This window comes from Bradyrhizobium sp. Ses1 (assembly GCF_059512365.1).
This window is the reverse complement of the sequence record NZ_JCAMOQ010000021.1, coordinates 23,111-44,341: the sequence shown is the minus strand read 5'-3', so window position 1 is coordinate 44,341 and position 21,231 is coordinate 23,111. Positions and strand designations below refer to the sequence as shown.

At 61.7% G+C, this 21,231-nt stretch carries 22 protein-coding genes and 1 tRNA gene; 12 read left to right on the top strand and 11 right to left on the bottom strand.

Annotation, left to right across the window (positions count from 1 at the left end; all coding sequences use genetic code 11):
* Window positions 1-172: 172 nt before the first annotated feature.
* The gene (locus tag AC5ZG5_RS23330; protein ID WP_456644133.1) at window positions 173-388 is read right to left on the bottom strand and encodes a GDCCVxC domain-containing (seleno)protein; all 216 of its coding nucleotides are present in this window, start codon (window positions 386-388) and stop codon (window positions 173-175) included.
* A gap of 139 nt (window positions 389-527) precedes the next feature.
* On the opposite strand from AC5ZG5_RS23330, the gene AC5ZG5_RS23325 reads away from it, so the two are divergent.
* The 4 genes from AC5ZG5_RS23325 (at window position 528) to AC5ZG5_RS23310 (ending at window position 6,088) form a co-directional block, all read left to right on the top strand.
* The gene (locus AC5ZG5_RS23325) at window positions 528-1,727 is read left to right on the top strand and encodes an IS256 family transposase (RefSeq protein WP_456644103.1); all 1,200 of its coding nucleotides are present in this window, start codon (window positions 528-530) and stop codon (window positions 1,725-1,727) included.
* Between the two features lie 935 nt (window positions 1,728-2,662).
* Entirely contained in the window at window positions 2,663-3,427 is a 765-nt protein-coding gene (locus AC5ZG5_RS23320; RefSeq protein ID WP_456644134.1) for a response regulator transcription factor, read from the top strand.
* A gap of 570 nt (window positions 3,428-3,997) precedes the next feature.
* A complete protein-coding gene (locus tag AC5ZG5_RS23315; RefSeq protein WP_130231305.1) occupies window positions 3,998-4,579 on the top strand; it encodes a MarR family winged helix-turn-helix transcriptional regulator in 582 nt (193 codons plus the stop codon).
* Window positions 4,580-4,942: 363 nt separating this feature from the next.
* The gene (locus tag AC5ZG5_RS23310) at window positions 4,943-6,088 is read left to right on the top strand and encodes a DUF2336 domain-containing protein (RefSeq protein ID WP_165435630.1); all 1,146 of its coding nucleotides are present in this window, start codon (window positions 4,943-4,945) and stop codon (window positions 6,086-6,088) included.
* Between the two features lie 5 nt (window positions 6,089-6,093).
* Here the strand turns inward: AC5ZG5_RS23310 and AC5ZG5_RS23305 are convergent, their stop codons facing one another.
* Window positions 6,094-6,435, bottom strand: coding sequence for a tRNA-binding protein (locus tag AC5ZG5_RS23305; protein ID WP_456644104.1), 342 nt, complete (start codon window positions 6,433-6,435; stop codon window positions 6,094-6,096).
* 67 nt (window positions 6,436-6,502) lie between these two features.
* Window positions 6,503-6,592 (bottom strand) — tRNA-Ser (locus AC5ZG5_RS23300).
* A 122-nt stretch (window positions 6,593-6,714) separates the two neighbouring features.
* Here AC5ZG5_RS23300 and AC5ZG5_RS23295 point away from each other — a divergent pair.
* On the top strand, window positions 6,715-7,578 hold the full coding sequence (locus AC5ZG5_RS23295) for an alpha/beta fold hydrolase (RefSeq protein ID WP_456644105.1): 864 nt from the start codon (window positions 6,715-6,717) through the stop codon (window positions 7,576-7,578).
* Window positions 7,579-7,850: 272 nt separating this feature from the next.
* On the opposite strand, the gene AC5ZG5_RS23290 is transcribed toward AC5ZG5_RS23295, so the two are convergent.
* From AC5ZG5_RS23290 to AC5ZG5_RS23265, 6 genes are all read right to left on the bottom strand, one after another.
* Window positions 7,851-8,984, bottom strand: a complete 1,134-nt coding sequence (locus AC5ZG5_RS23290) for an ROK family protein (RefSeq protein WP_456644106.1) — start codon at window positions 8,982-8,984, stop codon at window positions 7,851-7,853.
* 138 nt (window positions 8,985-9,122) lie between these two features.
* On the bottom strand, window positions 9,123-10,283 hold the full coding sequence (locus tag AC5ZG5_RS23285; protein WP_456644107.1) for an iron-containing alcohol dehydrogenase: 1,161 nt from the start codon (window positions 10,281-10,283) through the stop codon (window positions 9,123-9,125).
* A gap of 31 nt (window positions 10,284-10,314) precedes the next feature.
* On the bottom strand, window positions 10,315-11,088 hold the full coding sequence (locus AC5ZG5_RS23280) for an enoyl-CoA hydratase-related protein (RefSeq protein ID WP_456644108.1): 774 nt from the start codon (window positions 11,086-11,088) through the stop codon (window positions 10,315-10,317).
* Window positions 11,089-11,109: 21 nt separating this feature from the next.
* On the bottom strand, window positions 11,110-11,847 hold the full coding sequence (locus AC5ZG5_RS23275; RefSeq protein ID WP_208829505.1) for an SDR family oxidoreductase: 738 nt from the start codon (window positions 11,845-11,847) through the stop codon (window positions 11,110-11,112).
* A gap of 48 nt (window positions 11,848-11,895) precedes the next feature.
* Window positions 11,896-13,452, bottom strand: coding sequence for a class I adenylate-forming enzyme family protein (locus AC5ZG5_RS23270; protein WP_456644109.1), 1,557 nt, complete (start codon window positions 13,450-13,452; stop codon window positions 11,896-11,898).
* 55 nt (window positions 13,453-13,507) lie between these two features.
* The gene (locus AC5ZG5_RS23265; RefSeq protein ID WP_456644110.1) at window positions 13,508-14,158 is read right to left on the bottom strand and encodes a 2-hydroxychromene-2-carboxylate isomerase; all 651 of its coding nucleotides are present in this window, start codon (window positions 14,156-14,158) and stop codon (window positions 13,508-13,510) included.
* Between the two features lie 191 nt (window positions 14,159-14,349).
* Here AC5ZG5_RS23265 and AC5ZG5_RS23260 point away from each other — a divergent pair, with 191 nt between their 5' ends.
* The 4 genes from AC5ZG5_RS23260 (at window position 14,350) to AC5ZG5_RS23245 (ending at window position 16,757) form a co-directional block, all read left to right on the top strand.
* On the top strand, window positions 14,350-14,865 hold the full coding sequence (locus tag AC5ZG5_RS23260; RefSeq protein WP_028162425.1) for a winged helix-turn-helix transcriptional regulator: 516 nt from the start codon (window positions 14,350-14,352) through the stop codon (window positions 14,863-14,865).
* A 348-nt stretch (window positions 14,866-15,213) separates the two neighbouring features.
* Window positions 15,214-15,597: a 50S ribosomal protein L21 gene (rplU, locus tag AC5ZG5_RS23255; protein WP_456644111.1), complete on the top strand. Its 384-nt coding sequence runs from the start codon at window positions 15,214-15,216 to the stop codon at window positions 15,595-15,597.
* 123 nt (window positions 15,598-15,720) lie between these two features.
* A complete protein-coding gene (gene rpmA / locus AC5ZG5_RS23250) occupies window positions 15,721-15,993 on the top strand; it encodes a 50S ribosomal protein L27 (RefSeq protein WP_027583052.1) in 273 nt (90 codons plus the stop codon).
* A 167-nt stretch (window positions 15,994-16,160) separates the two neighbouring features.
* Window positions 16,161-16,757 (top strand): GNAT family N-acetyltransferase, encoded by a 597-nt coding sequence (locus AC5ZG5_RS23245; protein ID WP_456644112.1) that lies wholly within the window; start codon window positions 16,161-16,163, stop codon window positions 16,755-16,757.
* Between the two features lie 122 nt (window positions 16,758-16,879).
* On the opposite strand, the gene AC5ZG5_RS23240 is transcribed toward AC5ZG5_RS23245, so the two are convergent.
* Window positions 16,880-17,794 (bottom strand): DMT family transporter, encoded by a 915-nt coding sequence (locus tag AC5ZG5_RS23240; protein WP_456644113.1) that lies wholly within the window; start codon window positions 17,792-17,794, stop codon window positions 16,880-16,882.
* Between the two features lie 213 nt (window positions 17,795-18,007).
* On the opposite strand from AC5ZG5_RS23240, the gene AC5ZG5_RS23235 reads away from it, so the two are divergent.
* Window positions 18,008-18,487: a MaoC family dehydratase gene (locus AC5ZG5_RS23235; protein WP_456644114.1), complete on the top strand. Its 480-nt coding sequence runs from the start codon at window positions 18,008-18,010 to the stop codon at window positions 18,485-18,487.
* Here AC5ZG5_RS23235 and AC5ZG5_RS23230 read toward each other — a convergent pair.
* Window positions 18,484-19,020 (bottom strand): methylated-DNA--[protein]-cysteine S-methyltransferase, encoded by a 537-nt coding sequence (locus AC5ZG5_RS23230; protein WP_456644135.1) that lies wholly within the window; start codon window positions 19,018-19,020, stop codon window positions 18,484-18,486. The genes AC5ZG5_RS23235 and AC5ZG5_RS23230 overlap by 4 nt on opposite strands.
* An 83-nt stretch (window positions 19,021-19,103) precedes the next feature.
* Here AC5ZG5_RS23230 and AC5ZG5_RS23225 point away from each other — a divergent pair, with 83 nt between their 5' ends.
* Window positions 19,104-19,466 carry a DUF1304 domain-containing protein gene (locus tag AC5ZG5_RS23225; RefSeq protein ID WP_456644115.1) on the top strand — a complete coding sequence of 121 codons (363 nt, stop codon included), beginning with the start codon at window positions 19,104-19,106 and terminating at the stop codon, window positions 19,464-19,466.
* A 292-nt stretch (window positions 19,467-19,758) separates the two neighbouring features.
* Entirely contained in the window at window positions 19,759-20,985 is a 1,227-nt protein-coding gene (locus AC5ZG5_RS23220) for an ABC transporter substrate-binding protein (protein ID WP_208829512.1), read from the top strand.
* Window positions 20,986-21,231 lie beyond the last annotated feature (246 nt).

The window sequence follows — 21,231 nt, the reverse complement described above, 5'->3', positions numbered from 1 at the left end:
GGCTGGAGACTAGGTCGGCTGCGTCAGGGCGATTATGGCGTGGAGAGCCAATCTGGTTGGCTGATTGCATCAGGCCGGGAAACCTTGCTGGCTTCGTCCTTCGCGTCGCTCGATGAGGCCGCGGTGTTTAGCGCGCGGAACTCGCGAAACAGGTCGGCAGCTCCCCAGTTGCTCAGCCATCTCTGGCTGAGCAAGCGCAAGTCGATGCTCCACGGCTGGCCTGAACCGGCGGGCATGGCACCGTGCCATAGGAACAAAAAACGCAGCAATCGCCTGGCTTGGGCTTCAGGTGAGCACCGCATGCCTTGCAATCGTAGAAGAACCTGCAAGCATCTAGCGGCATGATTTCCATCTGACGATATCCGCAGTGGGTCGTGTCCCCGGTGATGGTGTAGCTCGGTAGAGCAAAGCCGCCCGTACGCGCGCCCTCACATAGCGCCGTAGCGGGCGGGCGGCTTTGCGGTGGTCACCGGCGATTCGCCGGTAGGATCGGGTTGCGACACGCCAACGCAACCGAGGAACCACCGATGACCGACGATATGATGAACCTGCGCACGCTCGTGGAGAAGACCCCCGATGCCGATCTGTTGCGCGAGATGATCGGCTTTGCTGCCCAGCGTCTGATGGAGCTGGAAGTCGAAGGCCAAACCGGGGCCGCCTACGGCGAGAAGAATCCGGAGCGTCTGGCCCAGCGCAACGGTTACCGCGACCGGATCTGGGAGACCCGCGCCGGCGCGGTCGAACTGCGCATTCCCAAGCTGCGCAAGGGCTCCTACTTTCCGGGCTTCCTGGAGCCGCGCCGCATGGCCGAGAAGGCGCTCACCGCCGTGGTGCAGGAAGCCTACGTGCAGGGCGTTTCGACCCGTTCGGTGGACGACCTCGTGCAGGCCATGGGCATGAGCGGCATCTCCAAGAGCCAGGTGAGCCGGCTGTGCGGCGAGATCGATGACAAGGTGAAGGCCTTTCTCGCTCGTCCGATCGAGGGCGACTGGCCGTATTTGTGGATCGACGCCACCTACGTGAAAGTGCGCCAGCGGGGGCGCATCGTCTCGGTTGCGGTGATCATTGCGGTCGGCGTCAACAGCGATGGCCGCCGCGAAGTTCTCGGCATGGATATCGGCCCCTCGGAGGCCGAGACGTTCTGGACGGCATTCCTGCGCAAGCTCGCCCGCCGCGGATTGCGCGGCGTCAAGCTGGTCGTCTCCGACGCCCATGAGGGCATCAAAGCCACCGTCTCCAAGGTGCTCAACGCCAGCTGGCAGCGCTGCCGCGTGCACTTCATGCGCAACGCGCTGGCGCATGCCGGCAAGAGCGGACGGCGTGTGGTCTCTGCCTTCATCGCCACCGCGTTTGCCCAGGACGATGCCGAGGCCGCACAGGCGCAGTGGCGCAAGGTTGCCGACCAGCTCCGCCCCAAGCTGCCCAAGCTTGCCGGCTTCCTCGACGAAGCGGAGACTGATGTGCTCGCCTACATGACCTTCCCGCCCCAGCATCGGACCAAGCTGCACTCGACCAACCCGATCGAGCGCCTCAACGGCGAGATCAAGCGGCGCACCGAGGTGGTCGGCATCTTCCCCAATGAGGACGCCATCGTTCGCCTCATCGGAGCGATCCTGCTCGAGCAGAACGACGAATGGGCGGTCCAGCGGGCCCGTTACATGACGCTGGAAACAATCGCGCCGTTGAGCGATGATCCAACCGTCAGCCTTCCGGCTATCGCCAGCTGACCTGCCCGGCTCCGGCCGACGAACGCGGTGCCACGCCGCAGTTACACCACGTCACGGGACACGATCTCCGCAGTGTGGGCATCTGATGATGGATTGCAGAATAAGTGAGTTGTCCTGCATCGCCGCATCCCGCCAGAAATAGTCTCGAAATCAGCGCCATGAGTATAGCGCCGATACGGCCTCCAGGGGACGAAAACGAGATTGCGGATGACGCGGGAACGGACGGTGCCCCGCAAGGTCGCTTCTCCCGAGCAGAATCCGACCAGTTAGATTTTGTCTAATCGGCGCGATGACGTCTGCGTCGTCGTGCCATGTGGCAGGTTCCGTGGCGACAACCTGCCAAGCGTCACTTTCAGGCCAGCAATGGACAATGCTTGATCTTGGCGCGGCGGGATTCATGATTGCGCCTTCCGATAGCTCCAGCTCTTGAGCAAAGTAGCATTGCTACAAAATCATCTAATGCTTGCTTCAAAACTAATTGCTTCAATAATCTCAAAACAAATGGTCGGCCTGCGTACCAACTACTCTCGGGGCAAGCTTGATTGCATTTCTGCATTTTGCCAACGTCAGGACGAGCGATTCACGTCGCTTATCTAAAAGAACGGCAAATTTTTGGAGCGCTCAGCATGACAAAGGCGCTCCGACACAACTGACATAGCCGTTCTGCATTCGGGGTGACCACCTATGTCTTGGGGGCACCTTCACGATTGTGTGCGTGTGCGTTTGTGGCGTCTCGTCGAGTCCGAACCTCAAAAACATAAATCCACGACGCGCTGAGGTCACGCTACAACCGCTGAATCTGCAAGTGACTCATCCGGAAAAGAAAGAACTGCGTGCGCAGGGCAATCTCTGCTCGCGCTGTCAGCATCACCACGGCACACGGCACACGCCAAACGAAAAAATTCAACAGGCTAGGCGAATGGGGCAAATACCGCATGTACGTGATCATCGATGATCGAGAGAACGTTGCCACCGGCTACATCGGCGGTTTCGACCGTGAAGGCATTTCTTCTGTTGGATTTTCGCCAACGGAGTTCCTTGAGTGGCTGGAATCTGCGGGCGACGATGAGCTGTCGGCCATTGACGCTTTTCTTCTTGGAGATTGTGATACTCGCGCCACCTTGCCTCGCACTGTCCGCAAGCGCTGCCGTGCACCGATCATCGCGCTCAGCCACCAGAGAATGCTCAAGCACACGGTCGAGCTCTTTGAAGCTGGCGTGGATGATGTCGTCCATATTCCAGTCCACCCACGCGAGATCCTGGCAAGAACTGCCGCGATCTCCCGCCGCAGCCTCGGAATATCGACCCATGGCAGGCAAGGTGCGATTCGAGTCTTCTTTGACGGGAGAGATCCGGAAATTGGAGGAGCAGTCATGATGCTGCCGCGTCGCGAGCTCCGCATCCTGGAACACATGGTTGGTCAGCAAGGAAAATGGCTGACCAAAACGCAGATCTTCAATGCGGTTTATGGGATCTTCGAGTCAACGTTCGATGAAAACGTGATCGAAAGTCACGTCAGCAAGCTGCGCAAGAAGCTGCGTGACCGTCTCGGCTACGACCCGATCGTCTCGAGGCGATATATCGGCTACCGGCTCGATTCCTCGACAGGAGCGCCCGAAGACGATGCGACGCGAGATCTCCAAACCCTTGGCATCCTGGCCAAGCAAGCACCATCGAGGCCACGACCCATCTTCACTTGAGAGAACGAGATCATCATTCAGAACAGGTAACGCATCGCCACGAACAACGACCGCGTGGCGTCTGTGCAGATTTGGTAACGAGCTAGCGCATGCCTGCCCGTCACGGCAGCAGGCGCAGCCATCCCATGCCGGATAACGGGTTTGCGCGACGCGCAGGCCCGCCGCTTACGTGTTGGCATCGCGTACCGCCTCGACAATGCTCTCGATAGAGCAGCACGATTTGTCGAATCTCGCGCGAATCCTCTGGAGACGCTTCGAAACGTGAAAATCATTCTTCGAATGCATCGCTGAACCTTTCGCCTTGTGACAGCGACAATGTCGTTGTCACTGACGATCCAGATTGCGTTGCTGCGGTGTGTAGTCCGATCCAATCGGGGGATGATTAATGAAGTCAGTGTTGCTTGCGGGGAAATTCAAACGATCAGCAGACAATTTCTTAATGGCCGACGCATTAGTGGGCTAAACGACATGCAGTTGAGTTGAACCTCGAACCAAAGCGCTAGCGAATCAGGGCGCTAATGAGGTGCACGCCGAGAAACTGCTCGCAAAATTTTTTGAATTGGGTCGATCATGACGTTAGCACGCGAGACGGTTGAATTATTGGTTCAGACGGCGAGAATTTGGCACTTCGAAGGTAGTCGGCACGGGCTGCGCGATCGCGAATGGATGGCCCTGCGTTTTCTTGCTCGCGCGAATCAGTTCTCACGGACTCCGTCGGCATTGGCCACTTTTGTCGGCACTACCAGGGGCACCGCATCTCAAATCGTCAAGGTGCTCGAAAGAAAGGGATTCCTCGTTCGCAAACCTGCTGCGGAAGACAAACGCTCGGTGATCCTTTATGTGACCGCGCAGGGTGAGAAATTTCTCGGGCATGATCCGGTCAATGTACTCGTAAAGGCGATAGGCGTGCTCAGCGTCGATCGCCAGACCAGCTCACGCGATGCGCTCCGCCAGGTGCTCGACTGGTTGGATATTACCCAGCAACGACATCATGCGGACATTTGCAGGGAGTGCACGTTCTTGACGGAGAATAGTGCCGACGGCGCGACAGGCAACGCCTGCCCACAATTCACATGCCGCTTCTTTCGCGCAGCGATCACAGCGGACGAAACTATGCTGCTATGCGCGACCTTCGAGCGCGGCCGGCGATAGATTCATCCGACGCTGGCGCTACGGACGTCCGCCAAAGCGTGATGACTTTTCTTCGAATCGTCATCCCGCTTTAGCTCTTTTTGTTTGAGCATGATCTCCGCGCAAACGCTTCGCGTTTGTCGCGAGGGAAAACCGGTGTCCACTTTTCCGGGTCATGCTCTATTTCGTTTCGTGATGCTGTCTGCCGAGAGAGCAGGCGAAGCGCACGGCAGCTTCGAGCTGCAACCAGACGATTACTGGAATGCCGACAATTTTAATCATCTATGAGGCAGCTCGAATCAACAATCTTCATTGCCCGCATGATAGCTCGTCGCCATCAACTCCTCGCCGCCAAAGGCGAACGTGCCGACGAGACCCATGATCATGACGACGTTCTATTCGTTAATCAATGAAGTGCAAAACACGACGACATCCGGGTCGACGAAACGGCAACTAAGGGCTCTCACCCGCATTACGGACTTGTTCCTTGCCGGGTCTGGTCGCTACTCCAAACAACAGATCAAACTGTTTGACGAGATATTCAAAACACTCGTTGCCGTGATCGAGTTGAAGACCCGCGTCAGGCTGGCTCGCCATCTCGCGACTGACTCGAATGCGCCGGCAACGCTGGTCAGGGCACTTGCATCGGATGATGCTGTTGCCGTGGCGGCTCCGGTTCTCAGTCAGTCGGATGCCCTTAGCGAGTCCGATCTTGTTGCCTGCGCCAGCACCCAAGGTCAGGGCCACCTTCACGCAATCGCGCAACGTCGAACAATCAGCGAGGCGATCACGGAGCTGCTGATTCTGCGCGGCGAGGCCGGCGTGGTCCATGCGGTTGCGAGCAACCCGGGCGCCCGCTTTTCGGATGGCAGCTTCGGCGAGCTCGTCGCGCGATCGAGCGAAGATACCCAGCTTGCCCTCCATGTCGGGACGCGGCATGACATCCCCAGACATCATTTCCTGAAGCTTATGGAAACTGCCTCGGCTTCCGTACGCAACAAGATCGCCGCGGCAAACCCGCAATTTTCCGACGCCGTGCATGACGCCGTGACAGAGGTCATCGACGACATAAATCTGGAGGTCCGCAATCAGTCTCCGGATCACGCGCGGGCAAGGAAGAAGGTAAAGCGCCGCAAATACTGGAAGGAGCTCGGAGAAGCGGATGTTCACGCGGCTGCCCGAGCGCAGGATTTTGAAACGGCTGTGATGGCGTTGTCCGTCCTTGCAGCCTGCCCCATCGAACTGGTCGAACGGGCGGTTCTCAACGACAATCCTGGCACCGTGCAACTTGTCGCAAAAGCCGGCGGATGTTCCTGGGCAACGGCCAAGGCTTTGCTGCTGATGAGAGTAGCGGACCGCAGGCTAAGCAAGATCGACCTTGATCAAGCGCGAGAAAACTTCGAGCGGATCGAGCTCCGAACGGCGAGACGAGTGCTTGAGTTCTACAAGGCACGCCGCGACGCGCGCACAAGCGAAAGCCATCCCATCGCCCCGAGCGAATCCGGCTCCCTAGCGGTCGCCATGATATAGGTCCGCTAGAACAGGCGCCCGCCATTCGGAACTGGCCGCTCAGGCGCAACGAGCACCACACCGCCTTGTTCATCGGGAAAGCCCAGCGTCAGCACCTCCGAGAGGAATGGGCCGATCCGGCGCGGCAGCAGATTGACCACGCAGGTCACCTGCCGACCAATCAATGACTCGGCGGAATACAGCTCGGTAAGCTGCGCGCTGGACCGCTTCGTTCCAACCTCGGGGCCGAGATCAATCGTCAGTTTCCACGCCGGCTTCCGCGCTTCCGGAAAATCAGCCACGTCAACGATCGTGCCGACCCTGATGTCGATGGCCAGGAACTCGTCGATCCCGATCGTTTGCGTCATGTAAAGCTCGCGCGGCAATGGCGTTTCCCGCGCGCATCCCGCAGAGGATCCCAGCCGTTCCCGTTGATGGCGGAGAGGGAGGGATTCGAACCCCCGATAGGCTTGCACCTATGCCGCATTTCGAGTGCGGTGCATTCAACCACTCTGCCACCTCTCCCGGTGCCAAAAAGGTGATTCCTCACCCTCTGCGGTCGGGGCGTGTTCTAGGCGAGGATGCCGGGGGAGACAAGGCGCCGGGAGAAGATTTCCGCAGCGCCGCAACGGCCAAAGGAGGGCGAAATGGAGCATTTGACGGTGAAAGCCAACGGGGCGGCGTTCCATCTTGCCCGGATCGGGGCCGGCAAGCCGTTGCTCTTGTTGCATGGCTGGCCGGAATTCTGGCTGACCTGGGAGCCGGTCATGGCGCGACTTTCCGACCGTTTTGCGCTGATCGCCCCCGACCTGCGCGGCTTCGGCGACAGCGACAAGCCGGACGGCCCGTACGGGCCCGAGCAGCACACCGGCGACATGCTGGCGCTGATGGATGCGCTCGGGATCGAACGCGCCGGCGTGGTCGGCCATGACGTCGGCGGCGCCGTGATGCAGCCCTTGGCACGCAAGGCACCCGAGCGGATCGCGGGGCTTTTCTTCTTCGATTTCGTCTATCCCGGCATCGGGCCTCGCATGGCGGCGCCGGATCGGCTGAACCACATCTGGTACCAGTCATTCCACCAGATGGAGATGGCGCCGAAGCTCGTCGGCGCGACGCGCGAGAGCTGCGGCCTCTATATCGGGCATTTCCTCAAAGGCTGGTCGCATCGCCAGGATGCGTTCGACGATGTGCTGGACGCCTTCACCGACAACTTCCTGAAGGCGGGCAACCTCGCTGGCGGCTTCGCGCATTACCGCGCCGCGCACGCCGCGCGCGTGAAGATGATGCAGGGCGAAGCGCCGTCATTGCCTGCGATCACCGTGCCGACCTGCATCCGCTGGGCCGAGCACGATCCGCTGTTTCCCTATGCCTGGGCCGACCGGCTCGGCGAGACCTTCACCGATCTCGATCTGAAAATGTTCGAAGACGTCGGACATTTCCCGCATCGCGAAGCCCCCGATCGCGCAAGCCTCGAGATCTCCACGTTCTTTTCGCGCATCGGATGGATCTGAAGCGGGAGAATCAGGTTAGAAATTGGGTGGGACCGCCAGACGCGACAAAAATAACTGGCGGTCCCGTGCCGCTTCATCAAAATGCTGGCCGGGGAAGTGCGGCTTCGCCGGTCAGCGGAGGCGACGCGATCACCGTAGCAACGGGGGCCGCAACGGCCAACGCAATGTCGGCCTTAACCTAACCTTTAAACCTTACTGCACCCGGATTTCCGGGAAACCGCCCGTAAACTTACGGGAAGATGACGAAATCAAGGGTAGGCATCCACCCAGCGTCACGCGCTCTTCTTCGCTTTCTTCTCGCCGTTGTCCTTCTCGGCTTTCTCGCCATTCTTGGCGTTCTTGCCGTTCTCCTTGCGGCGGTTGGTGAAGCGCGCATTGCCGAGGCCGGTGCCGATCGTCAGGACGCCCCAGCGTTCGACATCCTGCATGAAGGGGACTTCGGAAAGGCCCTGCACCACGCCGTCATTATGCATGACGATCGCGGTGTCGTGGTCGCCGATTTGCGGGATCGCCTCGACCAGGCTTGCCGGCAGGTTGAACTTGCTGCTCTCCCAATTGCCCGGCAGGTTCTGCGCGCCCTTCTCGATCGAGCCGTCCTCATTGATCACGCCGGGACAGGCGATCCCGATGAAGGGCGCCAGCTTCAGCCCATCGGTCTCGGCTTCCGCGATGAGGTCCTGCAGCATCTCGACCAGATGCTCCACCGCGGCTTCGCGCGTCGGTGCTTCGTCGGCATGGCGCCACAGCTCGGATTTCCAGACCGTGGCCTTGGAGAGGTCCGGCGCCTTTTTCCAGCGCGTCTCGACTACGCCGCAGCGGATGTTGGTGCCGCCGATGTCGACCGCCAGGATACTGTCATGAGCTTCGAAGATCCATGACGGCGCCAGATGCAGGCAGCCGATCAGCCCGGCTTCGTCGGGGTGATGGCGGATCGGCTGAAGATCAACCTTGAACTTCTCGTCCTTGAGGATGATCTCGGTGCGCGCGATCGCTAGCTCGCCAAGCCTGGAGTCACGGAAGCCACCACCGACCACGATGCGCTCAGTCTTGGCCCAGGCCTTGGTCTTGAGGAAACGCCGAGTCACATAGGCAAGCTCCAGCGCGAACTCCTCGATCGCGCTGTGAACCACGGCGGAGGCTTCGGTGTCGTCGCCGATCAGCATCGCGTCCAGCGTCTTCTTGCTGACCTGGTCGGACGGCTCATCGCCGAACGGGTCCTCGCCGGTCTTGCGCAGCGGCTTGCGCCAGCGATCGAGGATCTTGCGGAACGCGCTCTTGCTGGCGCGGTCGCCGAGGAAACCCTCGTCGTCCTTCAGTTCGATGTTGAAGCTGTCGACGTCGACAGACGGCAGCCGCGTCGCACCGTGGTGGGCGATCCCCGTTGTCAATACCAGTTCGTCGGCCATGAAATCCTTGCCCCGGTTGGAACCCGGGGATAACGGCCTGGAACGGGTTTGGTTGCGCCCGCGACGGCGGTTAGATCTTCTTGTTTGAGCATGATCTTGTCGGAAAACCGGATTCCGCTTTTCCGGATCATGCTCTAATCAGGCCGCCAGCCGCAAAATCTTGACGACGTCGGCCGGCTCGCGGATCGGCTGTGGATTCGAGCGGGTGAAGATCGATAGCATCGCATTCTTGCCGATCAGCTCGAAGCGGTCCTCGCCCACCCCGACATCGGCCAGCCGCCGCGGCAGGCCGAGCCTCGCGATGAAGGCGGCGAAGGCCTCGCCGGCATCGAGCTCGGGCGCGCCAAGCGCTGCCGCGATCTTCTTCTGCGCCTGCTCGGTCGCGGGGCGATTGTAGCGGAGCACGCTCGGCATCATCACCGCCGTGCAGAAATAATGCGGCACATCACAGGTGCCGCCGAGCACATGGCCGATCGCGTGGCTCGCCCCCATCGGCACCCGCCCCTGCAGCCCGAACGCCGACATCCAGGAGCCCAACTGGCAATTGATGCGTGCCGCTTCGTCGTTCGGATCCTCCTTGGTGCGCAAGAGGCCGTCATGGAGATAGCGCAGGCCCTGCAGGCAGACGGCATCGACCAGCGCATTGCCGCGGATCGAGCAGATCGCCTCGATGCCGTGATCCATCGCGCGGGTGCCCGAGCCAAGCCATAGCTTCTCCGGCGTGTAGCGCGTGATGGCGGGATCGAGGATGATGGTGCGCGGCATCATCATCGGGTGATTGAAGATCTGCTTCAGCTTGCGGCGCGTGTCGGTCACCAGGGTGCCGGAATTGTACTCGCCGCCGGACAGCGTGCTTGGGATCGCAATCATCCGCACCTTCGGCGTGCGGAACGGACCGAAGCGGCGCTCCGGCGTGGTCTCATAGCCGTCGAGCCCGGAAGGATCGAAGATCTCGTGCTCCATGCACATCAGCACGATCTTGGCCGCATCCACCACCGAGCCGCCGCCGATCGCGACGACGAGATCGGCGCCGGCCTCCTTGGCCTGCTTTGCGGTCTGCACCACGACGTCGCGCGTGGTGTGCTGCGGGATGCCGTCGAAGGTCGCGGCATAACGATCGCCGAGGGCGGTGCGGATCTTCTCGATCTCGTCGGTCGTGGTGTTGAGCGTGCGGCTGACGATTAGATAGACGCGTTTGGCGCCGAGCCTTTCTGCCTCCTCGCGCAGCGCTTCAGTCGCGGGCTTGCCATAGATAACCGAGTCCATTGGGGGATATTGATAGCTGCCCGCGCTATGCATGTTCGTCTCCGTGTCTGGTGCGTATCGGACGTCAGGCCTGGAACTTGGTGAAGTCAGGTGGCCTACGCTCGGCGAAGGCTGCAAAGGCTTCGCGCGCTTCGGGCGTCTTGAGGCGCTCCTTGAACAGGCTGCCTTCCTCGGCCATCCGCGCCGCGATCCGCTCATGGTCGCGCATCAACTGCTTGGTGAGGCTGAGCGAGCCGGCCGGCCGCTTGGTCAGCGCGATCGCTGCATCGCGCGCCTTCTTGCGCAGCTCCGTCTGCGGCACGACTGCATTCGCGAGCCCGCAGGCCAGCGCGGCGGATGCCTCCATCGGCTCACCGAGCGCGAACATCGCGTAGGCCCGGGCATGGCCGATCCGGAGCGGCAGCAGGAAGCTCGAGGCCGCTTCCGGCACCAGCGCGAGATTGACGAACGGCGTGATCAGCCGCGCATTGTCGGCGAGATAAACGAGGTCGCAATGCAACAGCATCGTGGTGCCGACGCCGACGGCATTGCCCTGCACGGCGGCAACCAGCGGCTTCTTGGCCTTGCCGATGGTGGCGATGAAGCGATGCGCTCCGCCCTCGACGGAATTGTTGCCGCTGGATTGGCTGGCAAAATCAGCGAGGTCGTTGCCCGCCGTAAAGCTGTCGCCATCGCCCTGGAACAGGATCACCCGGACCAAGCCATCGATCTCGGCGCGTTCGAGTGCGTCGGACATGGCGTCATACATCGCCACGGTGAGCGCGTTCTTCTTCTCGGGACGCTGCAAGGTCACCGTCATCACGCCGTCGACGATCTCGGTCTTGACATGCTCGCTCATGATTTGCTCCCTACCTCGCCGTTACCACTTTTCGCCGAACGGGCGGATTTCCAGCTCGAACGTCCAGGCGCTCTTCGGCTGCTGGTAGAGCTGCCAATAGGAGGCAGCGACGGAGGACGGCGGCATCAACAGATCGGGATTGTCGAGCGCGTTGGGGCCCAACGCTTCGATGCGCCGCTGCCGCACCCATTCGGTGTCGACGCCGGAGTCGATGATGAGATGGGCGACGTGGATGTTCTTCGGCCCGAGCTCGCGCGCCATCGCTTGCGCGACCGCGCGCAGGCCGAACTTGGCGCTCGCGAAGGCCGCGTAGCCCGATCCACCGCGCAACGATGCCGTGGCGCCGGTGAAGAAGATGTTGCCTTGGCCACGCGGCAGCATCAGCCGCGCCGCCTCGCGTCCGGCGAGGAAGCCGGAATAGCAGGCCATCTCCCAGACCTTGCGGAACACGCGCTCAGTGGTCTCCAGGATCGGAAAGTTGACGTTGGCGCCGATGTTGAAGATGCAGACTTCGAGCGGCGCGTGCTTGTCGGCGTCGTTGAGGAAGGAGATGATCTCCTCCTCCTTTCGCGCGTCGAGCGAGCGCGCATGGATCTCGCCGCCGGCCGCCTCGATCTCCTTCACCAGCGGCTCGAGCTTGGCGCCGTTACGTCGTCCGGCGAAGATCGTGAAGCCTTCGGACGCAAATTTCTTGGCGATCTCGCCGCCGATATAATCGCCGGCCCCGATGACCGCCGCCGTCGCATTTCTCTTCTGCATTGGCCTCTCCCGACTGCTGATTGGAAATAAATCGATCTCGCCGCGTGCTCAGGACGTGCGCAGCGACTCCGCCAGTTTGTGCTTCAATATCTTGCCCGTCGAGGTCGCCGGCAGCGCGTCGAGCAGGATGATCTCCGAGGGCCGCTTGTAGGAGGTGAGCTGCGGCGCGACATGGGCCATCAGGTCCTCCGCCGTCGCCTTCGAGCCCTGCAGCAGCTGGACGAACGCGACCACTTCCTCATTGCCCTCGACTGGCCGCCCCACCACGGCGCACTGCACCACGGCGTCGTGGGTCGAGAGCACCGCCTCGATCTCCGCCGGATAGACGTTGAAGCCGGAGCGGATGATCATCTCCTTGGTACGGCCCACGATATAGAGGCAGTCGCCCTCGAAACGCGCGAGATCGCCGGTGTTGAACCAGCCATCGGGATCGATCGCCTTCGCGGTAAGATCGGGCGCGCGGTAATAGCCGCGCATGACGTTGGCGCCGCGGACATGGAGCTCGCCGACCGCGCCGCTTGCGACCAGCTTGCCATCCCTGCCGACGATCCTGGCCTCGAGACCGGGCAGCAGCGTCCCGACGCCATGGTCGGCTCTCGGCGCCTCCGGACGGATGCCGGAAATCCCGGGCGAGCATTCGGTGATGCCGTAGCCGTTGAGCAAAGGCAGCCCGAGCTCCTGTTCGACCCGCGATTTCAGATCGAGGTCGAGCGGCGCGCCCGCGACCGAGATCAGGCGCAGCGCGCCGCGGTTCAGTTTCGAAAGACCTGACGTCCGCTTGTATTCGAGCAGGCGCTGATAGGTGGCGGGAACGCCGTTCAGGATCGTGATGCCTTCCTCCGCCATCGCCCGCACCAACGCCGCCGGATCATACTTCGCGACCAGGCGGACCGTGGCGCCGGTCATCAGCGTCATCGTCAGCAGCGAGATGCCGACGATGTGCGAGATCGGCAGCACGCAATATTGCACGTCGTCCGACGTCATGTTGCGCAGCGCCGCGGTGGTCTGGGCGCTGAACAAGAGATTGCGGTGCGTCAGCATCACGCCTTTCGGCGCGCCCGTGGTGCCCGAGGTGTAGATCAGCACGGCAACCTGGCTGGCGCCGTCGGCCTCGACCGGCTCGGGCGAGGTCGCCTCGTTCAGCGCGGATACGCCGATGCCATAGAGCGGGCCGACATCCTGCACCGGTGCGCTGTAACGCGCGGCATGCGCGGCCGCTTCCTTGGAAACGTCGGTGGTGAGGAAGACGCGGCGCGCGCCGCTGTGATCCCGGATCTGGTCCAGTTCGCGCGGCGATAGCCGCGGATTGACCACGATCGCCCAGGCATCGAGCTGGCTCGCGGCGAACAGAAGGCACGCGAGCGGGATCGCGTTCTCGCTGACGATCATGATGCGGTCGCCGGCGCGGATGCCGAGCGCACGCAGCGCGTCCGCGGTGCCGCCAATGGCGCGATCGAGTTCGCGGTAGGTCAGGCTGCCGCCGTCATCGATCAGCGCCGTGCGATCCGGCGTCGCCGCGACATGCCGGTCGATCACCTCGTGGATCCGGTTCGGCAGATTTGCCAGAATTTCGGCCGCCGGGGCCGCTCGCTCCAATATCGTCAACGACACCTCCCGCCTCCACGACCCTTGTTCCGGGCCTTGCTGTGAATTGGTTTGCTTAGGTTCCTGGCCGTCTCGCGCGGCCTTTCGCCGCCGCGAGCTGGGCGACGATCTCTTCCTCGACCTCGCGCAGGCGATCCTTGCCGAAGAACATCTCGTCGCCGACGAAGAAAGTCGGCGAGCCGAACTCGCCGCGCGCCACCGCGGCTTGCGTGTTCTCGATCAGCTTCTTCTTGACGTCGTCCTGCTGGATGCGCGCGAGCACGCGGTCGATATCGACACCGGAGGCGAGGAACGCGTCGCGGAAGACCTGCGGATCGTCCATCTTCTTTGGCTCGACCCACATGTGGTGGTAGGCCGCACGGAAATAGGGCTCGAACAATCCCTCGAATTCCGCGGCGATCACGCCGCGCATCAGCATCAACGTGTTCACCGGGAAGAACGGGTTCGACTTGAATTTCGTGATGTGGTGGCGCCGCAGGAAGCGCTCGGTTTCCAGTGCGTTGTATTCGGCCTTGTTCTTGATCCCGCGCAGCGCGTCGAACGGCGACATGTTGCCGGTCGCCTTGTAGACGCCGCCGAGCAACACTGGGACGTAGTCGAACTTCACGCCGGTGCGCTTTTCGATTGCCGGCAGGACCAGCTCGGCGAGATAGGCGTTCGGGCTGCCGAAATCGAAATGAAACTCGACCTTGAACGGAGCAGCCATCGATTGCCTTCCTCGCATAGGGCGGCCCGTCGCCGCCATCGGTTGCGACCTCGGCTTTAAAGTTCTATTTTAGAACTGTCAATAGCGGATTGGGCTCTGCGGTAACGGTCGACGCACAAACGGTTGAACGAGCCTCAGTGCCGAATTAGAATGAATCCTGCTTCGCGGACTGCAGGTGACTGGAGACATTGATGAAATGGGATACGCTTGAAGAGGAGCCGTGCTCGCTGGCCCGCACGGTGGCCGTGATCGGCGACCGCTGGAGTCTCCTGATCCTGCGCGAGTGCTTTCTTCGCAAGCGGAGGTTCGAGGCGTTCCAGTCCTCGCTCGGCATCACCCGCCATCTGCTCGCCGAGCGGCTGAAGAAGCTGGTGCGCTTCGGCGTGCTGCGCCGAATCCCGTACCAGGAATCGCCGAAGCGCTACGAATATATTCTGACGCAGAAGGGCCTCGACCTCTATCCGATCATCATGTCGATCGTGCACTGGGGCAACATCCACATGGTCGACTCGCGCGGCCGACCGATGCTGCATCAGCACAAGAACTGCGGACACATGTTCGACCCGGTGATGGTCTGCTCGGAATGCGGCGAGCCGCTGTCGGCCAAGGCCGTCCATGTGCATCCGGGCCCCGGCGCCCGCCAGACCTCGCCGGTGCACGCCATGGCGGCGGATGATCCGAAGGCGAAGACCAAGACCGGGACGTGACTGGGGCGCGGTAGCCCGGGTGGAGCGGAACGCGTAACCCGGGGCCGATGGATGACCCGGGTTGCGCTGCGCTCCACCGGGCTACGGGCCGGGAACCTCGCTCAAACCGGCCTAAAATCGCTCCGAATCCTTCATTTTCGGCCGGTTTTCGGCCCGTTTGCCTTGACTCTTGGCGCTTGACCGCTATAACGGCCGTCAATCCGGCGTGGGATTTCTCGCGCCGTTTGTTTTTGCGCGAATTCCGGGCACGTCCCCGCGCCGCGCGAAAATCGTAACCCATAGCGACTGAACAAGAAGCCGGCCCGGGGGATACCCCGAGGACGGGATCGAACACGAAGGAATAAAACGATGTTCGCAGTCATCAAAACCGGCGGCCGGCAGTACCGCGTCGTTCCGGATGATGTTCTCGAGATTGGCAAGATCGCCGGCGATGTCGGCACGATCGTGCAGCTTGGCGAGGTTCTGGTGGTCGGCGGCGAAACGCCGGTTCTGGGCGTGCCGACGGTGGCCGGCGCTTCGGTGGCGGCCGAGGTGCTGCAGCACAAGCGCGGTCCGAAGGTGATCGCGTTCAAGAAGCGCCGCCGCAAGAATTCCCGTCGCAAGCGCGGCTATCGCGATGAGCTGACGGTGCTGCGGATCACCGAGATCCTGACCGACAACGCGAAGCCGACGATCGGCCCGCGGCCGAAGAAGGAAAAGATTGCTGCAGCGCCCACTGAGGATGCTGCATAAGCCTTCAAAATCGCGGCGTTAGAGAAATGTGATTGTCACGTATCAAAAGTTGAAACGTGACAAAAAGTGAAATGATTCCGTCAAGGAATTGATCTAGAGAATTACTGCAGTTGGAGACGAGCTATGGCTCACAAAAAAGCAGGCGGTTCATCGCGAAACGGACGTGATTCCAAGGGCAAACGCCTTGGCGTCAAAGCGTTCGGTGGCGAGCTCGTGATTCCCGGTAACATCATCGCGCGTCAGCGCGGCACCACCTGGCATCCGGGCCTTAATGTCGGCATGGGAACCGATCATACCCTGTTCGCCAAGGTCGAGGGTCGTGTGGAGTTCCGCGCCAAAGGCAATGGCCGCACCTTCGTATCGGTAATTCCGGTGCTCGAGGCCGCAGCCGAATAGACGGTGGACGATATGAGTCCGCCGGATCCTGTTGAACCGGCGGGGCTCCAAGAGGCTCCAGGGGAGGCGGGATACCGGCCTCCCCTTTTCTGTTGCGCGTGTCCCATGTGGGGCCACGCGCAAGGATCGAAGCGTAGCGTACCGTTATCGCATCACAGGAGCCCGACATGCTGCAGGATATCCCGACCTCAATATTACGCGAGTCGAGAGGTTGCGTCCTCGAGACCGAACGGCTGACCTTGCGCAAGCCGACGCTCGCGGACGTAAAAGCAATTGCGCATCTCGCCAATGATCGTCGCATTGCAGAGAACACCCGCCGCCTGCCGCATCCTTATCTGAACGAGCATGCGGTCGAATTCGTGCGTGCGACTACCGGGGGAGGCGGCGAGACCGTGTTCCTGATCGAGACCAGCTCCGCGCCGATAGGCGTGGTCGGCATCGACTGGCGCGAGCCTGATACTCCGGAGCTCGGCTACTGGCTCGGCGTCGAACATTGGGGCCAGGGCTTTGGCACCGAGGCCGCGCGCGCCACGATCGACTACTTCTTCGAGGAGTTCGGCCACGACTACCTGTTCTCCGGCGCCCGCGTCGCCAACCCGTCGTCGCGCAACATCCTGGAGAAATGCGGCTTCCAGTGGAGCGGCGTCGAGCTGCACCGCTTCGAAGCGCTCGGCTCCTCCACCCCGGTCGACTGCTTCCGCCTGTCGCGCAGCGTCTGGTCGTCGCTGAGGCGCTGGGGCTCATCGATGCGAAGGGATCGATAGCAGAGAAGACCGCATAGGGTCTCGCCGCAAACAACACCCGTCGTCCCCGCGAAAGCGGGGACCCATAACCACAGGAAGTTGTTGAAGCGCGAGCAAGCAGAAACTGCGCAGCGTCGTTGAGGCTACCCCGGCGGGCTCACCACCGGCTCTTCCCGCCCCAGCTTCTGCTCGCGCAGGAAGATGTAGAGCCCGGCGGCGATGATGATCGCGGCCCCGACGATTGTGGCCCAGGACGGCACGTCACCCCACACGACGAAGCCGAAGATCACCGCCCAGACGATCATCGAATATTGGTAGGGCACCACCACGCTTGCCGGCGCCAGCTTCAGCGAGCGATTGACACAGAACAGCGCCGCGACCGAGATCAGCCCGGCGACGAAGAAGAGAGCAAGGCTGCCGGCATCCGGCGTCGCCCAGCCGAACGGCGACAGCACGGCGCCGAGCAGGAACGTGCCGCAGAACTGCGACGAGGTCAGCACGATATCGGGTGTTGCGCGCAGCGAGCGCGTGATCAGCATCAGGACCGCGAACGACATGCTGCCGCCGAGCGCAATCATCGCCGGCAAGCTCACGGTTTGCGCCGATGGCCTGAGCGCGATCAATACGCCGCAGAAGCCGACCAGGATCGCGCTCCAGCGCCGCCAGCCGATCTGCTCGCCGAGCACCAGACCCGACAGCGCGGTGACGAAGATCGGGCCGGCAAGATAATAGGTGATGACGTCGGCGAGCGGCAGGTAGACGGTCGCAAGGAAGAAGGCGGCAACCTCGAGCGTTGACAGCGTCACCCGCAGCAATTGCAGCCAGGGACGCTCGATAGGGAAGAACTTCGCACGCTGCTTCCAGATGATCGGCAGCAGCACCACCAGTGCCGCACAGGCGCGCAGCCACAACAGCTGTCCGACCGAATAGGTCGCGACAAGGAATTTCCCCATCGCATCGCCGAACGAGAACATGAAGATCGACAGCAGCATCAGCCCGATGCCGGCAAGCCGGGCGGAGCGATCATCATAGGCGGAGAGTTTTGCGAACAGGGTCATGGATGACTGGGATGCTTCTCGTCATGGCGGGATTAGAGCATGATCCGGAAAAGTGTGACGCGGTTTTCCGAAAAGATCATGCTCAAACAATAACCTAAAGCGCGATGATGCTTCATCCTCATCTCATCGCGCTTTAGGCGGAATCGATTGCCGCATCAACATCGCTGCGATACCGGTACATCACAAAACAATTCTGCCGAGGAAAGCCCTGATATGACCGACTTCGACCCCGCCCAGCACCGCATGGTGCAAGCACAGCGCTGGTTCGAAGATTTCACCCTCGGCGAGCGCTTTGTGATCCCGAGCCGGACCCAGACCGAGGCGGTGTTCGCGGCGTTCCAGACCGCCAGCGGCGACACCCATCCGATCCACTATGACGTCGAATATTGCCGCGCCCGCGGCATGCCGCACCTGCTCGCGCACGGCTTTCAGACCCTGATCCACACCGCGCCCGGTGCCGGGCTGTTTCCGTTCATCGTCGAGGAATCCATGATCGGCTTTCTCGAGCAGTCGAGCCGCTTCTTGAAGCCGGTCTATGCCGGCGACACCATCTATCCCGCGCTCGAAGTGACCGAGCTTACGCCCGGCCGCACCACCGGCGTCGTGACCCTGCGCTCCACCGTGTTCAACCAGCGCCGCGAATTGGTGCTCGAAGGCATGCAGAAGTTCTTGATCCGGCGACGGCCAGCCTAAAGCGAAACGCCTTCGTGCGCGAGCAGCCAGCGCTTGCGCTCCAACCCACCGCCATATTTGACCAGCGCGCCATTGGCACCGATCAGGCGATGACAGGGCAGCACGACGCTGATCGGGTTCGAGCCGTTGGCATGACCGACAGCGCGCTGCGCGTTGGGCGCACCGAGCTTTGCCGCCATTGCGCCATAGCTCATCGTCGTGCCCACGGGGATCTTCGCCAGCGCGGTCCAGACCTTGTTTTGGAACGCCGTGCCCGCGACGCGCCACTGGATGCCGCCGAGGCGATCGAGATCGCCCTTGAAATATTCGGACAGCGCGGCGCGAATGTCCTTCGGCGCACGCGCCTGTTTCAAGACCACGGCGCCATAGTGCAGGCGCAGCAGCTCGTTCATGCGCGCCTCATAGTCCTCCCAATCCAGCGCGCGGAGCACGCCGTCGTCATCGGTGACCAGCAACGCCACGCCGATCGGCGTTTCCAGCCGATCGAGACCAAATGTTGTGGCCGGCTTCGTCAGTTTGTCGCGTACAGGCATTGTCGTCCTGACATCGATGAACAGTCGCATTTTCGATCCGTCGCGTGCTAGCGTCCACCCGGTTTCCGGGGATGGGGGACAAGATGTTCTGGATCGCAAACCTCTTGGTCGCGGTGGTGGCGGCACTGCACGTCTATTTCCTGATCCTGGAGATGTTTCTCTGGACCAAGCCGCTCGGCCTGAAGACGTTTCGCAACTCGATCGAGAAGGCTACCGAGTCGGCCGTGCTGGCTGCCAACCAGGGCCTCTATAACGGCTTCCTCGCGGCAGGCCTGATCTGGGGCCTGCTTCACGCCAACCCGGGCTTCGCGTTTCAGATCAAGACATTCTTCCTGCTCTGCGTAATCGTTGCCGGCGTCTATGGCGCGGCAACCGTCAGCCGCCGGATCCTCTATGTGCAGGCGGCTCCTGCTGCGCTCGCGCTGATTCTGCTCTGGCTTGTCTAGAGCGTTTTCAAGCGAAGCATGCCCTCGGACTTGATCCAGGGTGGACACCGGTTCGCGTGAAGAAAACGCGTCAAAACAAGAATCTGGAGCTTCGGTTCTGATTCCATCAGAACCGAAGCTCTAGCCAACACCCTACTTTGGTCGACTGATATCGCTCGGCTTTTCAGCACGACTCCACCTTGCATTGCAGCAAGGGTTCCTCCACTATCGCCGCTAGCGATGGCATCCGGCGGGCCTTTAAGTCCGGCGGAGAAGATCATCGGCACAATCACAACACATGAGGAAACTGCGAATGAGGAACGGGTTTTTGCATCTGGTCACAGGGACGGCGCTGGCATTCGCGCTGTCGGTTTCGGCGGCCAATGCCCAGAAGAAATACGACCCCGGCGCCAGCGACACCGAGATCAAGGTCGGCCAGACCGTGCCGTTCTCCGGACCTGCATCGGCCTATGCCTCGATCGGCAAGACCCAGGCCGCCTATATGAAGATGATCAACGACCAGGGCGGCGTGAACGGGCGCAAGATCAACCTGATCCAGTACGACGACGCCTACTCGCCGCCGAAGGCCGTCGAGCAGGCGCGCAAGCTGGTCGAAAGCGACGAGGTGCTTCTGACTTTCCAGATCGTCGGCACGCCATCCAATGCGGCGGTCCAGAAATATCTCAACTCCAAGAAGGTGCCGCAGCTTTTCGCAGCAACCGGCGCCTCGAAGTTCACCGACCCGAAGAATTTCCCGTGGACGATGGGCTTCAATCCGAACTACTTCGTCGAGGGCCGCATCTACGGCCAGTACATTCTGAAGAACCATCCGAACGCCAAGGTCGGCATCCTCTATCAGAACGACGACCTCGGCAAAGACTACCTGAACGGCATCAAAGCCGGGCTCGGCGACAAGGCGGCCAGCATGGTGGTGGCGGAAGCCTCCTACGAGGTCTCAGATCCGACCGTGGATTCGCAGATCCTCAAGATCAAGGACGCCGGTGCGGACTTGTTCTTCAGCGCCACCACGCCGAAGCAGGCGGCGCAGGCGATCAAGAAGATCGCCGAACTCGGCTGGAAGCCAGTGCAGATCGTCGACATCAACGCGACCTCTGTCGGCGCGGTGATGAAGCCCGCCGGCCTCGAGGCGGCCAAGGGCGTGATCAGCGTCAACTACGGCAAGGATCCGCTCGATCCGACCTGGAAGGATGATGCCGGCATGAAGAAGTATTTCGAGTTCATGGCCAAGTACTATCCGGAAGGCGATAAGGACTCGAACTTCAACACCTACGGCTACTCGACCGCGCAGCTCCTGATCCATGTGCTCAAGGAGTGCGGCGACAATCTCACGCGCGAGAACGTGATGAAGCAGGCCGCCAGCCTCAAGAACGTGCAGCTCGACCTCTCGCTGCCCGGCATCGTCGCCAACACCTCGCCGACCGATTACCGCGTCAACAAGCAGCTCCAGATGATGCGCTTCAACGGCGAGCGCTGGGAACTGTTCGGTCCGATCCTCGAGGACGCCGGCCCCGCGGGTTAGTGGGACGGCTTATGGAAGACACGATCGGCGGCCTCCGGGCCGCCGATTTGTTTTATGCGTCGCTGCGCTGCTTGACCCTCATGGCGAGGAGCGCCAACGGGTCCGCGCAAGGCGCGGCCCGATGACAGGCTCCGCGCGTCTCGAGACGATGCTCCGCATCGCTCGGAGAACCATGAGGCCCCCGCCCGTGGCCTCGCCTTTCGAGACGGTCGCTTCGCGACCTCTTCAGGGGATAGGGCGGAGCAC

What these genes read in the sequence shown, in the direction of transcription:
- AC5ZG5_RS23235 (WP_456644114.1), top strand. Translation starts at nt 18,008, where the DNA reads ATGACCGACTTCGACCCCGCCCAGCACCGCATGGTGCAAGCACAGCGC.
- AC5ZG5_RS23245 (WP_456644112.1), top strand. Translation starts at nt 16,161, where the DNA reads ATGCTGCAGGATATCCCGACCTCAATATTACGCGAGTCGAGAGGTTGC.
- AC5ZG5_RS23305 (WP_456644104.1), bottom strand. Translation starts at nt 6,435, where the DNA reads ATGACGCAAACGATCGGGATCGACGAGTTCCTGGCCATCGACATCAGG.
- AC5ZG5_RS23265 (WP_456644110.1), bottom strand. Translation starts at nt 14,158, where the DNA reads ATGGCTGCTCCGTTCAAGGTCGAGTTTCATTTCGATTTCGGCAGCCCG.
- AC5ZG5_RS23220 (WP_208829512.1), top strand. Translation starts at nt 19,759, where the DNA reads ATGAGGAACGGGTTTTTGCATCTGGTCACAGGGACGGCGCTGGCATTC.
- AC5ZG5_RS23285 (WP_456644107.1), bottom strand. Translation starts at nt 10,283, where the DNA reads ATGCATAGCGCGGGCAGCTATCAATATCCCCCAATGGACTCGGTTATC.
- rpmA (WP_027583052.1), top strand. Translation starts at nt 15,721, where the DNA reads ATGGCTCACAAAAAAGCAGGCGGTTCATCGCGAAACGGACGTGATTCC.
- AC5ZG5_RS23230 (WP_456644135.1), bottom strand. Translation starts at nt 19,020, where the DNA reads ATGCCTGTACGCGACAAACTGACGAAGCCGGCCACAACATTTGGTCTC.
- AC5ZG5_RS23320 (WP_456644134.1), top strand. Translation starts at nt 2,663, where the DNA reads ATGTACGTGATCATCGATGATCGAGAGAACGTTGCCACCGGCTACATC.
- AC5ZG5_RS23280 (WP_456644108.1), bottom strand. Translation starts at nt 11,088, where the DNA reads ATGAGCGAGCATGTCAAGACCGAGATCGTCGACGGCGTGATGACGGTG.
- AC5ZG5_RS23275 (WP_208829505.1), bottom strand. Translation starts at nt 11,847, where the DNA reads ATGCAGAAGAGAAATGCGACGGCGGCGGTCATCGGGGCCGGCGATTAT.
- AC5ZG5_RS23225 (WP_456644115.1), top strand. Translation starts at nt 19,104, where the DNA reads ATGTTCTGGATCGCAAACCTCTTGGTCGCGGTGGTGGCGGCACTGCAC.
- AC5ZG5_RS23310 (WP_165435630.1), top strand. Translation starts at nt 4,943, where the DNA reads ATGACGACGTTCTATTCGTTAATCAATGAAGTGCAAAACACGACGACA.
- AC5ZG5_RS23240 (WP_456644113.1), bottom strand. Translation starts at nt 17,794, where the DNA reads ATGACCCTGTTCGCAAAACTCTCCGCCTATGATGATCGCTCCGCCCGG.
- AC5ZG5_RS23325 (WP_456644103.1), top strand. Translation starts at nt 528, where the DNA reads ATGACCGACGATATGATGAACCTGCGCACGCTCGTGGAGAAGACCCCC.
- AC5ZG5_RS23295 (WP_456644105.1), top strand. Translation starts at nt 6,715, where the DNA reads ATGGAGCATTTGACGGTGAAAGCCAACGGGGCGGCGTTCCATCTTGCC.
- rplU (WP_456644111.1), top strand. Translation starts at nt 15,214, where the DNA reads ATGTTCGCAGTCATCAAAACCGGCGGCCGGCAGTACCGCGTCGTTCCG.
- AC5ZG5_RS23260 (WP_028162425.1), top strand. Translation starts at nt 14,350, where the DNA reads ATGAAATGGGATACGCTTGAAGAGGAGCCGTGCTCGCTGGCCCGCACG.
- AC5ZG5_RS23315 (WP_130231305.1), top strand. Translation starts at nt 3,998, where the DNA reads ATGACGTTAGCACGCGAGACGGTTGAATTATTGGTTCAGACGGCGAGA.
- AC5ZG5_RS23290 (WP_456644106.1), bottom strand. Translation starts at nt 8,984, where the DNA reads ATGGCCGACGAACTGGTATTGACAACGGGGATCGCCCACCACGGTGCG.